This is a genomic window from Paraburkholderia sp. EG286A (assembly GCF_040965375.1).
In the GTDB taxonomy this organism is placed as follows: Bacteria; Pseudomonadota; Gammaproteobacteria; order Burkholderiales; family Burkholderiaceae; genus Paraburkholderia.
The window spans coordinates 936082-952980 of the sequence record NZ_JBFRCB010000004.1 but is presented as its reverse complement, the minus strand read 5'-3'; the positions used below and the strand labels follow the sequence as shown (position 1 = coordinate 952980).

At 61.1% G+C, this 16899-nt stretch carries 11 protein-coding genes; 4 read left to right on the top strand and 7 right to left on the bottom strand.

Going from position 1 to position 16899, the window contains the following annotated elements; all coding sequences use genetic code 11:
* From AB4Y35_RS23235 to tssE, 6 genes are all read right to left on the bottom strand, one after another.
* Nucleotides 1-628 (bottom strand): putative type VI secretion system effector (locus AB4Y35_RS23235; RefSeq protein WP_368706108.1); only part of this gene is annotated, 628 nt, incomplete at its 3' end.
* Nucleotides 625-3540 carry a T6SS effector BTH_I2691 family protein gene (locus tag AB4Y35_RS23230; RefSeq protein WP_368706107.1) on the bottom strand — a complete coding sequence of 972 codons (2916 nt, stop codon included), beginning with the start codon at nucleotides 3538-3540 and terminating at the stop codon, nucleotides 625-627. The genes AB4Y35_RS23235 and AB4Y35_RS23230, both read right to left, overlap by 4 nt.
* Nucleotides 3541-3584: 44 nt before the next feature.
* On the bottom strand, nucleotides 3585-4565 hold the full coding sequence (locus tag AB4Y35_RS23225; protein WP_368706106.1) for a DUF4123 domain-containing protein: 981 nt from the start codon (nucleotides 4563-4565) through the stop codon (nucleotides 3585-3587).
* 5 nt (nucleotides 4566-4570) lie between these two features.
* Nucleotides 4571-7153 carry a type VI secretion system Vgr family protein gene (locus tag AB4Y35_RS23220; protein WP_368706105.1) on the bottom strand — a complete coding sequence of 861 codons (2583 nt, stop codon included), beginning with the start codon at nucleotides 7151-7153 and terminating at the stop codon, nucleotides 4571-4573.
* A 29-nt stretch (nucleotides 7154-7182) separates the two neighbouring features.
* Nucleotides 7183-9021 (bottom strand): type VI secretion system baseplate subunit TssF, encoded by a 1839-nt coding sequence (gene tssF / locus AB4Y35_RS23215; protein ID WP_368706104.1) that lies wholly within the window; start codon nucleotides 9019-9021, stop codon nucleotides 7183-7185.
* The gene (gene tssE, locus AB4Y35_RS23210) at nucleotides 9014-9499 is read right to left on the bottom strand and encodes a type VI secretion system baseplate subunit TssE (protein WP_368706103.1); all 486 of its coding nucleotides are present in this window, start codon (nucleotides 9497-9499) and stop codon (nucleotides 9014-9016) included. Before tssE ends, tssF begins: the two co-directional genes overlap by 8 nt.
* Before the next feature lie 2387 nt (nucleotides 9500-11886).
* Between tssE and AB4Y35_RS23205 the strand changes: the two genes are divergently transcribed.
* The 3 genes from AB4Y35_RS23205 to AB4Y35_RS23195 all read left to right on the top strand — a co-directional run bounded on the left by AB4Y35_RS23205 (nucleotide 11887) and on the right by AB4Y35_RS23195 (nucleotide 14615).
* On the top strand, nucleotides 11887-12570 hold the full coding sequence (locus tag AB4Y35_RS23205) for a hypothetical protein (protein WP_368706102.1): 684 nt from the start codon (nucleotides 11887-11889) through the stop codon (nucleotides 12568-12570).
* A gap of 408 nt (nucleotides 12571-12978) precedes the next feature.
* A complete protein-coding gene (locus tag AB4Y35_RS23200; protein WP_368706101.1) occupies nucleotides 12979-13350 on the top strand; it encodes a YciI family protein in 372 nt (123 codons plus the stop codon).
* On the top strand, nucleotides 13347-14615 hold the full coding sequence (locus AB4Y35_RS23195; protein WP_368706100.1) for an RNA polymerase sigma factor: 1269 nt from the start codon (nucleotides 13347-13349) through the stop codon (nucleotides 14613-14615). The genes AB4Y35_RS23200 and AB4Y35_RS23195 overlap by 4 nt, the downstream gene beginning before the upstream one ends.
* Before the next feature lie 336 nt (nucleotides 14616-14951).
* Here the strand turns inward: AB4Y35_RS23195 and AB4Y35_RS23190 are convergent, their stop codons facing one another.
* Entirely contained in the window at nucleotides 14952-15869 is a 918-nt protein-coding gene (locus AB4Y35_RS23190) for a LysR family transcriptional regulator (protein ID WP_368706099.1), read from the bottom strand.
* A 135-nt stretch (nucleotides 15870-16004) separates the two neighbouring features.
* Between AB4Y35_RS23190 and AB4Y35_RS23185 the strand changes: the two genes are divergently transcribed.
* Nucleotides 16005-16769 (top strand): SDR family NAD(P)-dependent oxidoreductase, encoded by a 765-nt coding sequence (locus AB4Y35_RS23185; RefSeq protein WP_368706098.1) that lies wholly within the window; start codon nucleotides 16005-16007, stop codon nucleotides 16767-16769.
* Nucleotides 16770-16899: the final 130 nt, after the last annotated feature.

Sequence of the window (16899 nt, the reverse complement as noted above, 5' to 3'; positions counted from 1 at the left end):
TCGAGAAAATCAGTTCAGCCATCCTGACAAAACCCATGAGCTTCCACGAGACCCTCAAGGCAATGATTCCAGTAAAAACCATCAAAAATGGAATAAATGCCCAAGCAAAGACTTGCATACCGTCTTTCTGAAAGGTCTCAACGCCTCCCTGGACAAGAAAAACTGTCATCAACATCAAATAACTAGCAATTGTCCAGTATAGCCACGCCTTAGCCGATTTCCGGAAATGCGCACTCCGTCCTGCCGTAGCATGTGGATAAATCGCCAGCAAGCCGTCTTCCTTGCGCCTGACTGCATAGGCGACGTACCGGTTCTCGCCAATCTGTTCTGCTGCGACCTCAACAGAATCACCGTTAAGCATGGGCATCATCCATAGCCAGCCCTCGACCTGTTTGCCGTCCAGATTGAACTGCACCCAGTCCGCTTCCTCTTCCGAATTGCCTGCCATACTGATCAGGCCAATGCCGATGGCTCCGCTTCCCATCAGCGACGCAGCCACGGCAGTCGCATCGATCTGTCGATGCTGAACCTGCGTCAGAACGAAATCACGAGTGCGGCGCGAACGTTTCAGTTCCGAGATCGTGCCTGACAAAAGAACAGTGGATTGCTTCGATTCCTGATTTTTCATATCGACTGGGTCATGGCTGAGACATAGTCCTTCTCCTGCTCGGCCGGGTCCGTATAGAGCTTCACACTGTAGTCCTTGACGCGGAAGAACGATGTGCGGCCCGTTCCAAAGGCGCATTCCGAGCACCATGTCTCAAGGGCGGTAGGCGTGAGCCAGTCCGCAGCGGCCTGGAGCACGATCAGACCGATCGCCGCCTCCCATCCCAGCAGCATGCCGATCCCTCTTAGAACCGCCCAGGCGACCGCCCTCTCCGTTACAGCCTCGACGGCGGCAATCACCGCTTCCGTGCCATACCGTCTTGCAATCGTCTTGAGCAACGGGGCTGACGTGCTGATGGTGTCGATCACGACGGCCCCCGTAATTCCGAAATCCGCTACTGCTTTAAGACCGTAAATAAATGATGCGTCAAACTGATGTTTTGATACGCTATCGCGGGTTTTTGCTGCATCCATCCATAGGCTAATCGAAGCTCCAATCGCGCCCAACCCGCCCCCGACAAATTTCCACGCCCGCGTGCGGTTCGAGTTCTTCAGCGCCGCATAATACGGTGTCATCGTGATCGTGATCATCGATGAGAGCAGGGAGACGCCGGACTGCACCAGTTTCTTGTTGGTATCGTCATCCTTGGCGCCTGTCATGAGCTTGTAGAAGTTGACCGACTCCAGCAGCATTGCTACGACACCAATCCGGGCCGCTCTCAATGACTTCACGCCGTCCTCGGTCGACGCCATCTGATGCCACGTGTCGTACAGCTCCTTCGTGGCAGGCGGTGTTTTCGCGGAAGCACCCGCGCGCAGGAAGGGAACCGCAGCGCGTACACGCGAGAGTTTTTCCTCGCGACTCATCAGTTCGAGATCGGCCTGCTTGCGCACCAGCGCAATCGCATCGGTGTTGGACACGCCGGCGCGTTTGAGTAAAAGCGTCTGGATGAGTTTCTCACCGACGAAATCACCCATCTGGTTAATCCGGAATTTTCGATAGATCGCATCCCCGACGGTCATCACGAACGTGTCGGCATGAAGACGTTTGAGCGCGTTGCCTGCTGGTGTGATCTTTGCCGGATCGCTTTGAGTTGCCAGCGACGCGAGCTTGCTGTAGTAACCGTTCAGTTTGGCGAGCGTGCCGGATGCACTGATCACGGCATCGACACCGGGGCTATGTCCGCCTGCTGCCTGGCCCGCAGGCGCAGCCAGCGGCGTATCCTTTTTCGCCTGCGCGGTCTTCAGATATTCCGCAAGCTCCTGACGCGCGTCCATCTGGTTCATCGCGAAGACGCGCCAGATGAGACTCGGAAGCTCGACGGGATTCCACTGCGCGACTAGCGTATCGAGGATCTTCTTCCCCGTGGGCGTGCTACCCAGTCCTGCCGTTGCGTCGGTGACGACAATCTCGAACGCGGCCGCATCGTTGAGATCCGTGGACCCGTAATCCTCCAGCGTGTCGAACAGTAGCTGCGCCTGCAGCCAGGCACCAACGTCTGCGCTCCGTGTTTCCTGCAGGTCATGGACGGATGTCCGGAGTTTCTGGTACTGGTCGCGGAAATGATCGAGATCCTTTGCCCTGAGCCGGGCAACGTATTTCGACCACTCATAGGCCGTCGCCGAATCAATCTGTGATTGAAGGTCGCTGGCATGTTGCCCTCCCTTCTTCTGCGCATACGCACGGGCCTCCGACATGACCTCGTCGCGATACGCACCGGTATAGGGCGCACTCGAATTGGGATTGGTGGCCGAGGAGCTGATTCCAATCACGTTGAGCCGTCGCTGGTAACTGGGCGGCGTATTGTTGGCTGCCATCCAGGCCTGGTCGTCGTAGAACGCGTTGATCTGTGCAGCCCGTGCCGGATCGGCACCGGCCAGTGCCTGGGCACGCTGCTTTGCCAGCATCGCTGGCGCGTCCGGGCTGGCGAGGGGATTCATGACGGTATCCTGCCCCTTGACCCGCGCCTCATTGCGCGACTGGACGATCGCTTTTGCCGCGTCCACATCATGTTGCGCGCCGACCTGCAGCGTGCGCTCGGTTGCGACGTAACGGTCTAGCCATGACACGGGATCGCTGCGAAACCCGTTGAGTTCGTGGACGTTGCCGATACTGTCCCAGAGCGCAAGCAGCATTGGCGGATGGGATGATCCGGAAGCGTCTGTACCGATCTGCTGCATCAGTTTTACAAGCGCCTGGCTCGTCGAGAGCGGCGAGGCCTGCCGGATGAAAAGGGGATAGCGGGTGACTTTCAGCTTCAGCCAGTCGTCCTTGTAGTCGCCCTTACCCGTGCTGAACGACTGCTTGTCGTCGGGCAGGCTGAGTTGCTTCGGATCGAACGCCGGCATGTATTCAAGTACAGCGTCGATGGCAGATTCGGTCGCCGCAATGGCGTGCCCGTGTGCATCCGTGCCCCCCTGGATCCACTTCGACGGCTCAATGTACTGCATCCGCGCCGTGCGCAGCTTCGCGTCAGTCTTGTAGTGACTGAAGATTTCGGCGTGCCATGCATGTTCGGAAAATGCGATGTACACCTTCCCGGTACACTTCTTCGGCTGCTCGATGGCAATGACATCCATCGGTACAGCGATGGCGCATTGTGCGCAGGCCGGGTCGGTTCTGGTTTCGCCGGACAGCGTCGGGGATGTCGGCGACGCCAGGTCGTGCTTCCAGAGACGACCGTCCGCGGTCACCTTGTAGACCTCCCAGTACTGGCTACCTCGCGCACCCACTTCGTAGAAGAGATAGATCCATCCCTCACGTAACGTGCGCACGCCGTAGTGATGATCCGTCAGGCCGACACCCGTCACGCGCTCCCCGCTCAGGCCGCCGGGCATGCGCGCTTTCACATCGTTGGGCAGGACAGTGTATCGCACAGGCAGGATCGCCAGGCCGGTCTTCTCGCAATTGTCACACTTCGGTTTGGCTGCCATACATTTCCCTACATATCTGATTCGGACTGTGCCAAAAGTGGGCCTTAGCGGAGCGTGGGCGGGGTCACCCGGTCGTACCACGCGCCACTGCAAATGTCCGCAATATCGGCCTGCGTCAGTTCGCTGATGCCTGCGGTATAAAAATCATCCGGCGCCATGTTGCCCAGGACACTCAGCACCTTCGGATACAGATCGAACTGTGGATGCCATGCCAGCGCGTGACCAATGAAGGCGATGTGGTCGTTCCGGTCGGCAAGGCCATATCGTTCCGCCCGTTCCGCTGCGGCAACCGCCGTTTCGATGTCCGATGGCTCGGGCTGACGCCCCGTCGACATCGCATGCAGCGCGAGCGCCCGGTTGATCGGGCCATGGCGACGAATCTGTTGCCATTGCGCGGCGGTCAGCGCCAGTTCCCGGTCTGATTCACCCGTCTGGCTGTAGACACATGGCCTCGCACTCGCATCAAGTGCATGCCAGACCTTGACCGGCCCCAGCAATGCCTGCTGCTGTCGCCCGCTCAGCATCGGCCAGATCAGGCTGAGCGATCGCGCGTCGTAGAAACGCAGCACACATGCGCGCCCCTGATCGTCGTATTGCAGCGCGTGGCCGGACCAGTGTGAAGCGATCTCGGCAAGCGATGCAGAACTGGCGAGCCATCCACCAATGCGCTGCCCCAGTCCCGCAGCCATCGATTCCGGACGTCTGTCTTCGTACGCCAGCCGGACGCTCTCTTTCAAAAGCGTCATGCCCGCCGGTTTCGCGAGATCCAGCTCGATCAGGTAAGGGTGATGCGCTTCCGCAAACCCGTCGTGATCGATTTCCACCACCGCACGCGAGGCGGCGTCCGGGCCTGAGCTTTCTTCGTCAGTCAGATCCCGCTGCGCCGGATCGACGGCCAGAAAGCAGTGCATCTCCGGACTCCTGCTGAAATACGCACGCAGGACGTCGAGGGTCGCGTTGACGACTTCTTCCCAGGAACCGCCATCTGCCTGCTGCGCAGGGTCTGGGGTATTCGGATGATCCATTGCAGTTACTCCAGCGGGACACTTGATGCGCTATCCGCCGACGCGGCAGCCGTTTTCCAGGCGCAGCCCTTCGGGACGCTTGTGAGCGGTGCAGGCAACCGCATGGACGACGCACCCTGCTTGCTCCACGACGCAGCGCGCTCGATGATCTTTCCGCTCGACCCATTCTCGATCAGGTCGGGCGTAATCTTGATATATGAGCCGCCCGCGCCGATCCAGATTTCCTTGTCTGCCGAGATCACGACCTTGCCATTCGAGCTCGTGACCGTCACATCGTTCTGCGCAGCAAGCTTCATCTCGTCGCTCTGCGCCTGAATCTCAACCTTGCCCTTCGCGGCGAACAGCTTGATCCCGGCGTTCTGGGCAAACAGGCTGATCTTCTCCATCACGCTGGCGATCAGCGACTGGCCGGTGGCCACATGCGTGTTCTTCCCGCTCACGATGTTGACCTGCTGGTTTGCCGTGATGTGCGCCGAATCCTGCGTCGACATCCCGACGCCCGATGGACTCGCGATCAGCATGATCGGCGTCGAAAATCCGTTGGCGTTGCCGGTTCCGCCTTCGGCCGTGTTGCCGCCGCTACCGCTGCTGCCTGCCACGCTATACTGCGTCGCATCGGTGAACTTTTTCAGGGCATCCAGGCCATCCTGCAGGCTCTCCGCCTGGTTTGCCGTACTTGCCTGGGACGCCAGATCGGTCACACTTTCGGCGCTCGTGAGCTGCTCGCTTGCTGCCGTCACGTTCATCGGCTGGGCCACGCTTGCCGGATGGGTCGAGACATACAGCCCCTGGCCCGCACGGATCGCCCCATACGCATCCGACTTCAGGTCGAAGCCGCTGCCCAGATAGGCACCGCGCGTGTTGTCATTCTGCGCGATGAGGTACCCCAGGTGGAGCGCGGAATTTGCACTTGTCGAGTAAAGCTGCATGCGGCTCTGGGCCGTTGAGTCATCCAGCACCATGTGGTTATAGCCACTGCCACCGCCATACTCCTTCGACCGGTAGCCCGACAGTATTCCGTTCGAGTGCCAGTTCGGCGTCGCCGAACCGTTGTAAACGCGGCCCGTCACAATAGGCCGGTCACAATCTCCGTTCACCCAGTCCACGAGAATTTCTTCGCCCACGCGGGGCACATGCACGCCGCCATAGCTGCCGCCCGTATCCGACATCGCCACCCGCAGCCAGCACGAGGATTTTTCGTCACCCGGGTTCAGGCGATCCCACTCGAAGCGCGCCTTGATGCGGTTCAGCGGATCGGTGTAGACCTCCGCGCCAGACGGGCCGGTGACGGTCGCCGTCTGGATCTGCATCTGCGGCTTTTTGTGCTCGAACGGGCTGCGGTACGGCACGCTCATGCGCTGCGCCTCGACCAGCGTCAGAAAGAAGCCGTCGCTCGCCCCTGCCGCTGTTCTCCATGATGCCCGCGGCGTGTCATGCTCCGACACATCGCCCTGGTAGCTCTCGCGCATCTGCGCGACTTCGCCCTCCAGGCTCCCCGGGAACGGTCGCGTGTTGCCAGCGGGCAGGTTGTTCTCGATAAACCACTGCACCTCGATGGCGAGGAACTGGCGCTGCTGTTGCGCGTCCTTTTCATGGTCGGGGTGATCTACGAGTTCGAAATACCGGCCTGCGTCCATACGGCGGACACTGCCTGCACCATGGAACCGCTTGGCGCGCGACTCGAACTCCTCCATGCGCAGCGTTGCCAGGTGGTCGCCCCGGTTGTTGTCCAGCCACGTATATTTCCCGGTGTATTCGTAGACCTCGGTCTGGTCAGGCAGATCACCCTGATTGGGCACGGTGTTCTTGCTCTGGGTCTTGCTGCTCAGGGGCGCCTTGTAGTCCCCGGTGACACTCGTATAGCGCACACTCTGAAGCGTGCGCGTACCCGACCATTGCGAGAAACCGTCAACCTCGGCGTCAATCGCCGAGCGCGAGAAGTGAATCTGGCCGGGCTTGAGCTCGCTCGCGAAGTAGTTGTAGTCCGTGATGACCAGCGTATGCGACTGTCCATCCTCCGCCTGCTCGAAGTAGCCCCAGAGGCCCTCGGCCTCGAGGAGTCGGTGCACAAAGGTCCAGTCGTCCTCGTACTGCATGCAGAACGAGCGCGGAGCGAGCGGTGTCTTCAGTTGCCCGTACAGGTTGAAGCGGAACCGGCCTCGCGCCTGCGGATGTGCATTGAAAACATCGGCGAGGATGTCCTGTACTGTCCTGTCCTGCCAGATACGGGCATCCTTGCGAAAGCGCAGGAAGTGTATCCATGAGGCGAATTCGAGCTGCGTGTGAACAAGCCCCCCATCGGCCCCAAGCCGGCGCGCTGTATGCACGTAACCGTGATGCGGCTGATAGGTTTTGTCGTTCTGGCGGATCCAGAGCGTGACGGGCTGGGCGATCAACTGCTTGAGTTCGATCTGCCGGGAAGTCGACACCATGTCGACCGAAAAGCCGTAATCGCGACCGATCCTCGACTGGCCGACCGCACGCAGTGGCAGCAGCACATCCTTGCCCAGCGGGGTATCGAGCTTCAGCAGCCGGTCGTTCTGGACCACGCCCTGGCTGATATCGCGGATCTGCTCGTAGGCATCCATGATCTTTTCCGTTCGTTTCTGTGTACGGGTTACATGAGGATCGAATCGCCGCTGCGTGGTTTGCAACGGATCATTTCCTGGCCGGTGCGCTTCGAGAGTACGATCAGCTGCGTGAAGCTGTTGATGTGCACGTAGAGCCCGAAAAAGCGGTCGAGCACGCCAATGAAGGTCGCAAGGCTCACACCGGCGAAATGCTCTTCGTCCAGCGTCAAACAGATTTCAACGCCGCGCACGAACGTGGGAAAGGGCTTGCCGGCCATCCACTGGATCGACTCGCCAGCCTCGACGTTCACGATGCCGTCAATCTGACGTGCGGACACCGCCGTATGGCGCTGGTCGTAAAGCAGCAGCATCTCCCTGAGCGTACCTGCGCCGTCTTCGAGCAGCGAAACATGGTTCAGCGAGAGATGAGAGATCAGCCGCCAGTGCGCCGCTTCCCGGCGGTCGAACCGGGCCACGCCTGTGGGCCGCATCAGCAGGGCAACGCGCCCCGCAATGTCATTGCCCGCGATGAAGAGGTCTCCCCCTTCCAGCCCGATCGACAGCAGCCCGGGCAATTCCCGGTTGGTCGCCGTGACATCAATGCTCAGCGTGTCGATCTGGGCGTCGGCGGGATTGAAACCGAGGTCGACGACCGATATCTCGGTCTCGTACCCTGGACTCTGGCGGGCCACCAGTTCGTTGCGGCGCGCAAACCAGTAGTGTCCGACCTTGGACTGCTCACCGTGACGCAGCGAGTAGAACGGCCTGAGTTCGCTCACGTTCTCTTCGTTCCCAGCCTTGCGCACGAGGTTCACCGTGTCGATGGAATACACCTCATGGGCCGACGCGTGCCGCCCGTTGACGATGACCGGGTAGGACGAGGCCGTGTGCGTCCAGAGTATGGGGTCCGCGTGCGCCTGGAAAAGATTGATGACCGGCGTGCAGAACAGGCGAAGATGGCGAGCGGACAGGGCCCCGAGCAGGCGGGCGGCAGGCGAGTCGGCGCGCACCTCCTTCAGCACCAGATGCAGGGTCAGCCGCTTGCAGGGGCCAGCGACCTTCGCCATGGCGGCCAGGTCAATATCAACGAAGCTGAACTGTTCCGGAAACGCAAAATATTCGGTCAGCAACCGGTAGGCAGGATGCGAACGCGCCGGATAGTCAATCAGGGCGTCTTCGTCATCGAAGCCGGCCTGGTTCAGGGGCACAGCCGGCAGCGCCGTCCATCGCCCGCTGCGTTCGGGCTCCACGTACGCCGCGAGAGTATGGAGAAACAGGCAGTCCTGGAGCGCGGCAATCAGCGGCTGGTCACCGTCCAGATGTACACGCAGCCGGTCAAGCTTCAGTGCCGTGACGCCAGCCTGGGGTGCAGTCGACTCCAGGGTAATCGAAATGATGCCGGTCGCGCCCGCTGGCAGGTTGACGAGGCTCGGTGCTACCGTCGTTAGTGCGTACTTCGCTTCCGACACACGGACCGGCGCCAGCGCGACATCGTAGGCTGTCCGGAACGTGCACTGCGTGCCGCGCACGGGGTGGGACTTAAGTTCCGTGCCGCGCGCGATAACGAGCGGCTGCGCGAGCTGTCCAACGGCGGCACTGCCGCTGAACTGCGCGATGGAACTCGCAGGAAAGGGCCGCAGGTAGTGCGGATACAGGACCTCCAGGAGCGCATCGGTGAACTCGGGATAGTCGTCCTCGATTTTCTTGCTGATGCGCGCGCCAAGAAACGCGAACGATTCGATCAGTCGCTCAACGTGCGGGTCCTCGACGTGCTCGCCACTGACTCCCAAACGCCCGGCGGTTCTCGGGTAGCGCTGGGCAAAATCCGCCGAATAGCGGCGCAGGAACGTCAGCTCGCGCTCGTAGTACGGTAACAGGTCATCCACCGAACGTCCCCTGAGCCTTGCCGCGCGCACGCGTGACCGAATACTGGTGCGTCGAAGGCTGCAGCTGTGCATCGAAACTGACCCGCTCCTGCGCCGGATGGACGACCAGCATGGCCTTGATGGCGAAGTGCAGCGCATTGGTGGACGGTGCACGCATCTCAAGCGTCACCTTCACGTCCACCAGGCGACGCTCATGCCGTGCGATAGCCCGACCGATCGACTCGCAGATGAACTTGCGGTCGTCGTGGCTTGCGAGTGTTCGCCCCGAGAAGTCGTTCAGGCCGTAGGTGAGAATCGAACGCGAACATTCGGGAAACCCGCCCAGGTCGTCCTCCGAATACCCCATACGCGTGTTGAGCAGGGATTCAAGATCCTGCGCGACGGTGCTCTTGAGTTCTTCGAGCGAGAGCGTACGCACGGTAGCGGAATCCGGCGCGTTATAAAACAGCTTGTCAAAAAGCCCGGGTTCGAAGCGCATGACTCATCACCGATGCATGCTGGATGCATATATCTTCAAGTGGAGAGAAACAGGTAAATTGCGGATTGCGAATGTGTGAATGCCGCGACATCGTACCGGCCATTTTCTGGCAGTTCAATCTTTTGCCGGAAAATAATCGTGAAGTCAGGACAGGGCCCCACAGAATCTGGTAATAATTTCTGATACAACCACTTGGAATCCGGAAATTTTTCCACCGCCACAAACGCGATAAACTACGTCGCGTATTTGTGGATGTGCGCTCGATAGAATCTGGATGCGGAATGATTTAACAATTATCCGAAGACAAGTTATCGACCGTAAAGGGAAATCGATGTCGACGCGGGCGGCATCCGATCACACGGCGAGAAGCGCGCCAAGCATGCCCATGAAATTTAAGTAATCTTGTTACCGTCGTCACCATTCGACCGCGCGACCCACGACCGGCCATGCGGGAGATGTGTGAACCCCAGTCGCCGCCTGTCACGTCGCCCTCCAGGTAACGTCAGGGCCTGACAATTGTTGCTGACTCGCCAAAGACTTGTTGAGATTTAAACCATTGACCGCATTTGCTGCGCTGTCCGTCCCGGCTGCGCTGTTTGTGGCAACACTACACCTTGACGGAAATTAAAAAATCCGCACCGAGCGTGCGCCACTGAGGCCCCGAGTCATAAGGCAGCGAAGAGAAAGCTGAAACGGATCATTTATCTTCCCGATTTGTCAATGCAATATGCTCCGATTTCAGTGTCGATGTTACATGAGTGATTGCGGACGCAAGCTTGACCTGTCTCCAATGTCTCCTTTCAGGAGCACCAAAGGCCGGTTGGGGGCCAAGCTATGCTTTTTGCATGATACGCGTACCCCATATGTTCAGCGCGCGGTGCCGTCGGGCTCTGGGCAGCCAGGGGCGGCCGTTCGACAAGAGTGCGTGAATCGTCGACAATCCGAGCAACCAGCCTAGTTTGTTATGCCGACAACAAAGGCGGGCTATCGCGCGGACCGTCAATAAAACACTCCCGAAAATGCTGTTTAACAAAAGGCCGGAATTTCGACGCCGACCGCCGAGTCCCTATCGCGAAGGGAGTCTGGTGAATCGTGCGACCACTTTGGCCTCGTGGCTAGGTCGTGGAATATTCGGTCTCTTGAGCATTGTCTTGTTACTCGCCACAGCGGCGGCAGGGCCTGGAGTAGACCTGCCAACATCGAAGAGAGGGTGGTTCGCATTGGTTGCCATCATCGGTGGTGGCGTCCTTATTTGTATAGTTGTAGTTCGCTGGATGCACACTCCGGTTACTCTCCAAAGGTAATGACGTTCGCATGAGGGCTCGCCGCGGATCGGGATATTGCTTTTGGCTTTTTGCATAGAGGCGCTTGCGAGGGATGCTGGGGCTCATGAGGCTGTTAACGCAACGCCTGTTCCTGCTCGACGAGCGCACGCAACTCTGGCGTAGATGCCGCTAGGCGCGCTGCGCCGTCGCTCATCGCGCCTTGCGTGGCGTTCATATGGAAAAGCTCGGCTATGCGGAAATTCGGGAGACCCGACCGCTGACTGTGTGAGCGGCGACGCAGCAGAGGATTGAATGTTTGGAGACGTGTTGACCTGCCCGCATGACATGCGTGGGAACCCCGCCAGAACCAGAGTGACCAGCGCTACCGAAGAGACCAGATAACGGCAGCACGTCTTCATGTAGCCTGCCTCCTTACGGTCGCCTCGTTTTCCGCAAGACGACGTTCCTCGCTTTTATTGGCGATACCAGAAATTGAAGCAGGAACGCGGACAGGATCCAAGGTGCCGACCACGGATGGATGTGCGGTAGCGCACAGATGCCCAGCGCGATTGGTGTATGCCGTCGGCAGCGAAGGCCACGTCGCGTCGTCGTTTGCGACTTGAACTCCCGTGATTCCCACTGGGCGTCCTGACGCTGCGCCTCACCTGCGCGCTCGTCGATCCACTGGCCAACGATACACAGAGCCGGGGCGAGCTGCGCATCGCCGGCGCGAAGATCATCGTCGGCCGGGATCCCCTCTCTGGTCGCCCTTCCGCTACCCGGGTGGCCTGGAGCCTTTACAGCACCGTCTCATACAGGAGTCCACCATGTCTTCTAACCAGTGCTGCCTTCGCGGTTGAAAAGCGGATGCGCATATCTGTCATCGGGCTCCCCAAAACTAGCGGCTAAGGAGCGTAACCGTGATCGAACTGTACGCGCCCCCCACCAACAACTCACCCCCGGTCAGGCAAGTCGACAGGGAATGCGCCCCTTTTTTTGCTTCAAAAGCGCTTGCCGGTCTCTGATGCCTAATAGGTATAATCGCCGCCCGGGTGGCGCAAAAATCAAACAAGGGGACATGTCGTGCGCGCGACAATGGCAGTGGTAATGGCAGTTGCGGCAATGAGTGTGACGATGGCGGCCGCAGCCTCCGTCGAGTATCGCGAACAATGGACGCCGCCGGATGTGTGTCATGGCATCGTCGCGAAACGGACCGAAGCAACAGGTCAGATCGCGGTCGGCGCGGCTGCGGGCAACGCGTGTGTTTGCCAGCCTGCCGGCGCCGGACCGCGCGCTGCGGCAGCCCGCCCTGCACCGCCGTCGGGCGATCATAAAGACCAGGATGACGACGGAGCGCTCAAGGCGGGGGCAGCGATGCTCGGGCTTTGGCCGAAAGACTCGGCGAATCATACAGGTCACGTCGTGACCGGGCAGATTGTCCGCAACGTTCGGCACGAGCCGGTTGCTGCCGCTCACGCGCCGGAGGGTGGATCGCATCACGCGTTTAGCTATGGCCGTCGCGCAAACGTTTGGCACGCGCCGAGTACTGTCGCGCGAACGACAACGGACGCGCCGCCGCATCGCACGTCAGCCGGCACCAGTAAGGACAACACCCGGCACAAGCCGGCCGCTGGCGCGCGCCTGGCGGCAAAGTTACCGCCGCACAGTGACGGCTCGCGACGTTCGCTCGCAACCGCCGCCGCTCATCCGGTGCCGCATCATCGCCTCGTCGTCGAGACGAAGCCGATGCAACCGAAGGTGCTGCCGAACTCGCCACGACGGGAATTGCCGCCCATTCTCAGTTGATACTGCATATAAACTGCGCAGAGATTCGCTCTCTGCGCTTCGTTTCGCGCAGCGGCACGTCGCGCGACATTCCCGCCAATCGCTCGATCTGGTCACGGCATGACGCATCGAGTGATCACCTGGCGTTCTCCGGGAGGATGTTCCTGCAGATACGTTGGGAAACTCCGTTCATGCGCGCGCGCCGCACCTTCTCCCGTTCCCAGCGCACGTGTCGCCGAATGGCGCTGCGTGTATCCGAAACTGACAGGCCGTTAGTTGCGTTGATTCGTCGCCCCCTTCCTGCTGCCGCTTGACATCTGCCCTCCGCGATTTTTTTGATGCGCCTTGTCCGTCAGCGAGCCATGCGAGCGTCATTATGATGGCGGCACGATGTAATTCATCCGCCTCAACCCCATGACGGAGGCTCAAATGGAATACCTCTTGATGATCTATTCGGCAGAAAACGGCTGGAACCAGATGACCGACAGCGAGCGACAGCAAGGCGTCGCCGCCTATCACGCGTACACCGAATCGCTCCAGAAAGCAGGAGCGCTGGTGGGTGCCAACCGGCTGCAGCACACGAATACGGCCACGACCGTACGGCTGATCGACGGCAAGCCGCAGGTGCTCGACGGACCGTACTCCGATTCGAAGGAGCAGCTCGCGGGCTACTACCTGATCGACGTACCCAACCTGGACGCGGCAATGACGTGGGCGTCGCGATGTCCAGGCGCGGCGCACGGCGTCATGGAAGTGCGCCCGGTCTGGACCGCTCCGTACGATGCGCCATCTGCTGCATGAGCCAGTCCGGCGGCGGCCGTCACGCTGACGCCGCCGCACATTCCATTGCCGAGGCAGTCGCGCGCCGCAGTTATGGCAAGCTCGTCGCGCTGTTGGCGATGCGCACGCGCGACGTCGCCGCGGCCGAGGATGCACTCGCCGACGCGTTTGCGGCGGCGCTCACGGACTGGCCGGAGCACGGTTGCCCCGCGAGCCCCGAAGCCTGGCTGATGACAGTTGCGCGCCGCCGCGCGATAGATGGCGCACGCCATCGCCATGTCGGCGACGCAGTGGTGAACCAGCTCGCGATCCTCGCGGACGAAATCGACGAGTCTGAACCCGGGGCGTTGCCCGACCGGCGGCTCGCGCTGCTCTTCGCGTGCACTCACCCTGCACTCGAGGCCGCGATTCGCACGCCGCTGATGCTGCAGGTAGTGCTGGGCCTGGAAGCGAAGACGATTGCATCCGCGTTCCTGATGTCTCCCGCCGCCATGAGCAAGCGCCTCGTGCGCGCGAAGACCAAGATCCGCGAAGCGGGCATTCCGTTCAGCGTGCCCGAGCGTGAGGAACTGCCTGGCCGGCTCGACTCAGTGCTTGAAGCTGTCTATGCAGCGTATGCGGAAGGTTGGACGGACCCGGTCGGCGGTGATACCGAACGGCGCGATCTAGCCGACGAGGCGCTGTATCTTGCACAATTGCTCGTCGAACTACTGCCCGAGGAACCGGAGACGCTGGGTCTGCTTGCGCTGATGCTGTTTGCGCAGGCGCGGCGAGATGCCCGACGCGATGCGGCTGGCGATTACGTGCCGCTGTCGGCTCAGGACCCGGCAACATGGAACGCACCGATGATCGACGCAGCCAACGCGCTGCTGCGGCGCGCGAACGCGTTAAATTCCATCGGTCGCTTTCAACTCGAGGCCGCGCTGCAGTCGGCGCATGTGCATCGCTGCCGATCGCATTGCCCGAACTGGGACGAGATCGTGCAACTCTACGATGGGCTGCTCGCCATTGCAGCTTCGCCCGTGATCGCGGTAAACCGCGCACTCGCACTGGCGGAACGCGACGGCCCACAGGCGGCGCTCGGCGCGCTCGCGCCATATGCGGACGATCCGCGGCTGATTGACTACCAGCCATACTGGGCCGCACGCGCCAATCTGCTCGCGCGTGCCGGCGCTACGACCGAAGCGCTTGACGCGTACGAACTTGCGATTGGCCTCGAGCGCGATCCGGCCGTGCGCCGGTTCCTGCAGCGCAAGAAACTGGAACTTGCATCGGCGAGCAGCTAGGGACGCGTGGCGATGCGAACCTCCTCAACGGAACGCTGCAGCCGCCGCACGGCCCCTGGTCACCGACCGTCCGCTATGGCCGAAATCCTGTCGTCGCGCAACGGTACCGAATGACCTGGCCTCTCGGCGGATTCAACCGGTCATTGCGACACCGCCACTGCTCACGCAGATTCCAGGTGTTGCATCGACCGGTTGAATCCGCCACGCATCCTTCGTCATTGCTGCGACGCCGGATTGAAATGCTGCATTGAGGCGGTATGACGTATTCGCCTCCCGATAATCGCTACATGCACAATTGCAATGATCCATGCACTCCGGACTCACCACAGCGTCGGGTCACTTCGGCCATCGCCACGACGGTTCAGACAGATGCTGCGCGAAGTAATCGGAAAGCGCGCTCACCTTCGCGGGCCGCGCACGCGCCGAAGGCGTCACGAAATACAAGCCGCCTTTCGTCAGCGACCAGTCGGTGAGGATCGCCTCGAGGCGGCCGTCCGCCAGATACTCGCCTGCGATGAATTCCGGCAGTTCGCCGATAGCAAGTCCGTCGAGCAGCGTCGGCAGCAACGCATCTGTATTCGTCACACGCAGCGGACCGCTCGGCATGATCGGCTCTTCCTCGCCCGCAGCGTTCGTGAAACGCCAGACATCGCTACGCGCTCGGTACGCGTAGGAGAGACACGGTCGATCCGCGAGTTCGCGCGGGTGCGCAGGCCGTCCTTCGCGCTTCAAATAATCCGGCGACGCCACGACATACTGCGTCACCGCGCATAACCGCCGCGCAACCAGCGACGAATCCGGCAGCGCGGCGATGCGCAACGCTGCATCGAAGCCGTCGGCAACGATATCGACGGTCGCATCGGAGAGATGCAGGTCGATCGACACGTCGGGGTACATGCGGAAGAAACCCGGCAGCAGCGGCGCCACCCAGCGCAGGCCAAACGACATCGGCACGGCCAGGCGCACCAGTCCGCGCGGCTGCACCGACATTTCGCGCGCCGCGCTCTCGGCTTCCTCGGCCTGCCGGTAGATCTCGCTCGCCTTCTCGCAGATCGTCCGACCGAATTCCGTCAACGCCAGCTGGCGCGAGGTGCGGTTGAAGAGCCGCGCGCCCAGGCGGTCCTCGAGCCGCGCAACGCCGCGCGACACCGTGGCCACCGACACGCCCATCGCGCGCGCGGCCGCGGCGAACGAGCCCTCTTCCGCGACCTTGGCAAACATCGCGAGGCCTTCGAAATCAGGCAGTTTCGGCATTTGCTTTCATCTTTTCATTTTTGCAACGTTGGTTTGCGATCCATTCTATTTCGAAAAGATCGTGCCGTCGATATTCTCCTTACATCGCAGTACCAACGCCCCACCCACTCGATGACCGAATGAAGGAGAAACACCATGGCACGCAAGCTCGACAACAAGATCGCCCTCGTTACCGGCGCAACCAGTGGTATCGGCCTGTCCACTGCTCAACGCTTCGCAGCCGAAGGCGCGCACGTCTACCTCACCGGCCGCCGTCAGGCCGCGCTCGACGCAGCCGTAAAAGCGATTCGCGAAACGGGCGGCAAGGTGACCGGCGTGCGCGTCGACTCGTCGAAGCCGGTTGAACTCGACGCCCTCTACGCCCAGATCGGCGAGGAACAGGGCCGCCTCGACGTGCTGTTCGCGAATGCCGGCGGTGGCTCGATGCTGGCGCTCGGCAGCATCACCGAAGAACACTTCGACGACACTTTCAACCGTAACGTGAAGGGCGTGCTGTTCACGGTGCAAAAGGCGCTGCCGCTGCTCGCCAGGGGCGCATCCGTGATCCTCGCGGGCTCGACGGCGGGCAGCGCGGGCACGGCAGCGTTCAGCGTCTATTCGGCTTCGAAGGCCGCCGTGCGCGCGTTCGCCCGCAGCTGGATTCTCGACCTCAAGGACCGTGGCATTCGCGTCAACACGATCAGCCCGGGCGCGACGCGCACGCCGGGCCTCCTCGACCTCGCCGGTCCGGACGCCGCGCAGCAACAAGGCCTCGCCGATTACCTCGCCGCACAGATTCCGCTGGCGCGACTCGGCGAGCCCGAGGAAATTGCAAGCGCAGCGCTCTTCCTCGCCTCGGACGATTCAAGCTTTGTGAATGGCGCCGAACTGTTCGTGGACGGCGGTCAGCAGCAGATCTGAGCGTGGAGATGGTTGTGGGTGCATCGAGCAGTCGAAACGCCGGCATCCGCCGTTTCACGCGCCCATGGGGGAGACGCATTGTGATGGAACATCGCCCTTCTCTTGCGCACGGCTGCATTTCCGCTCCGGC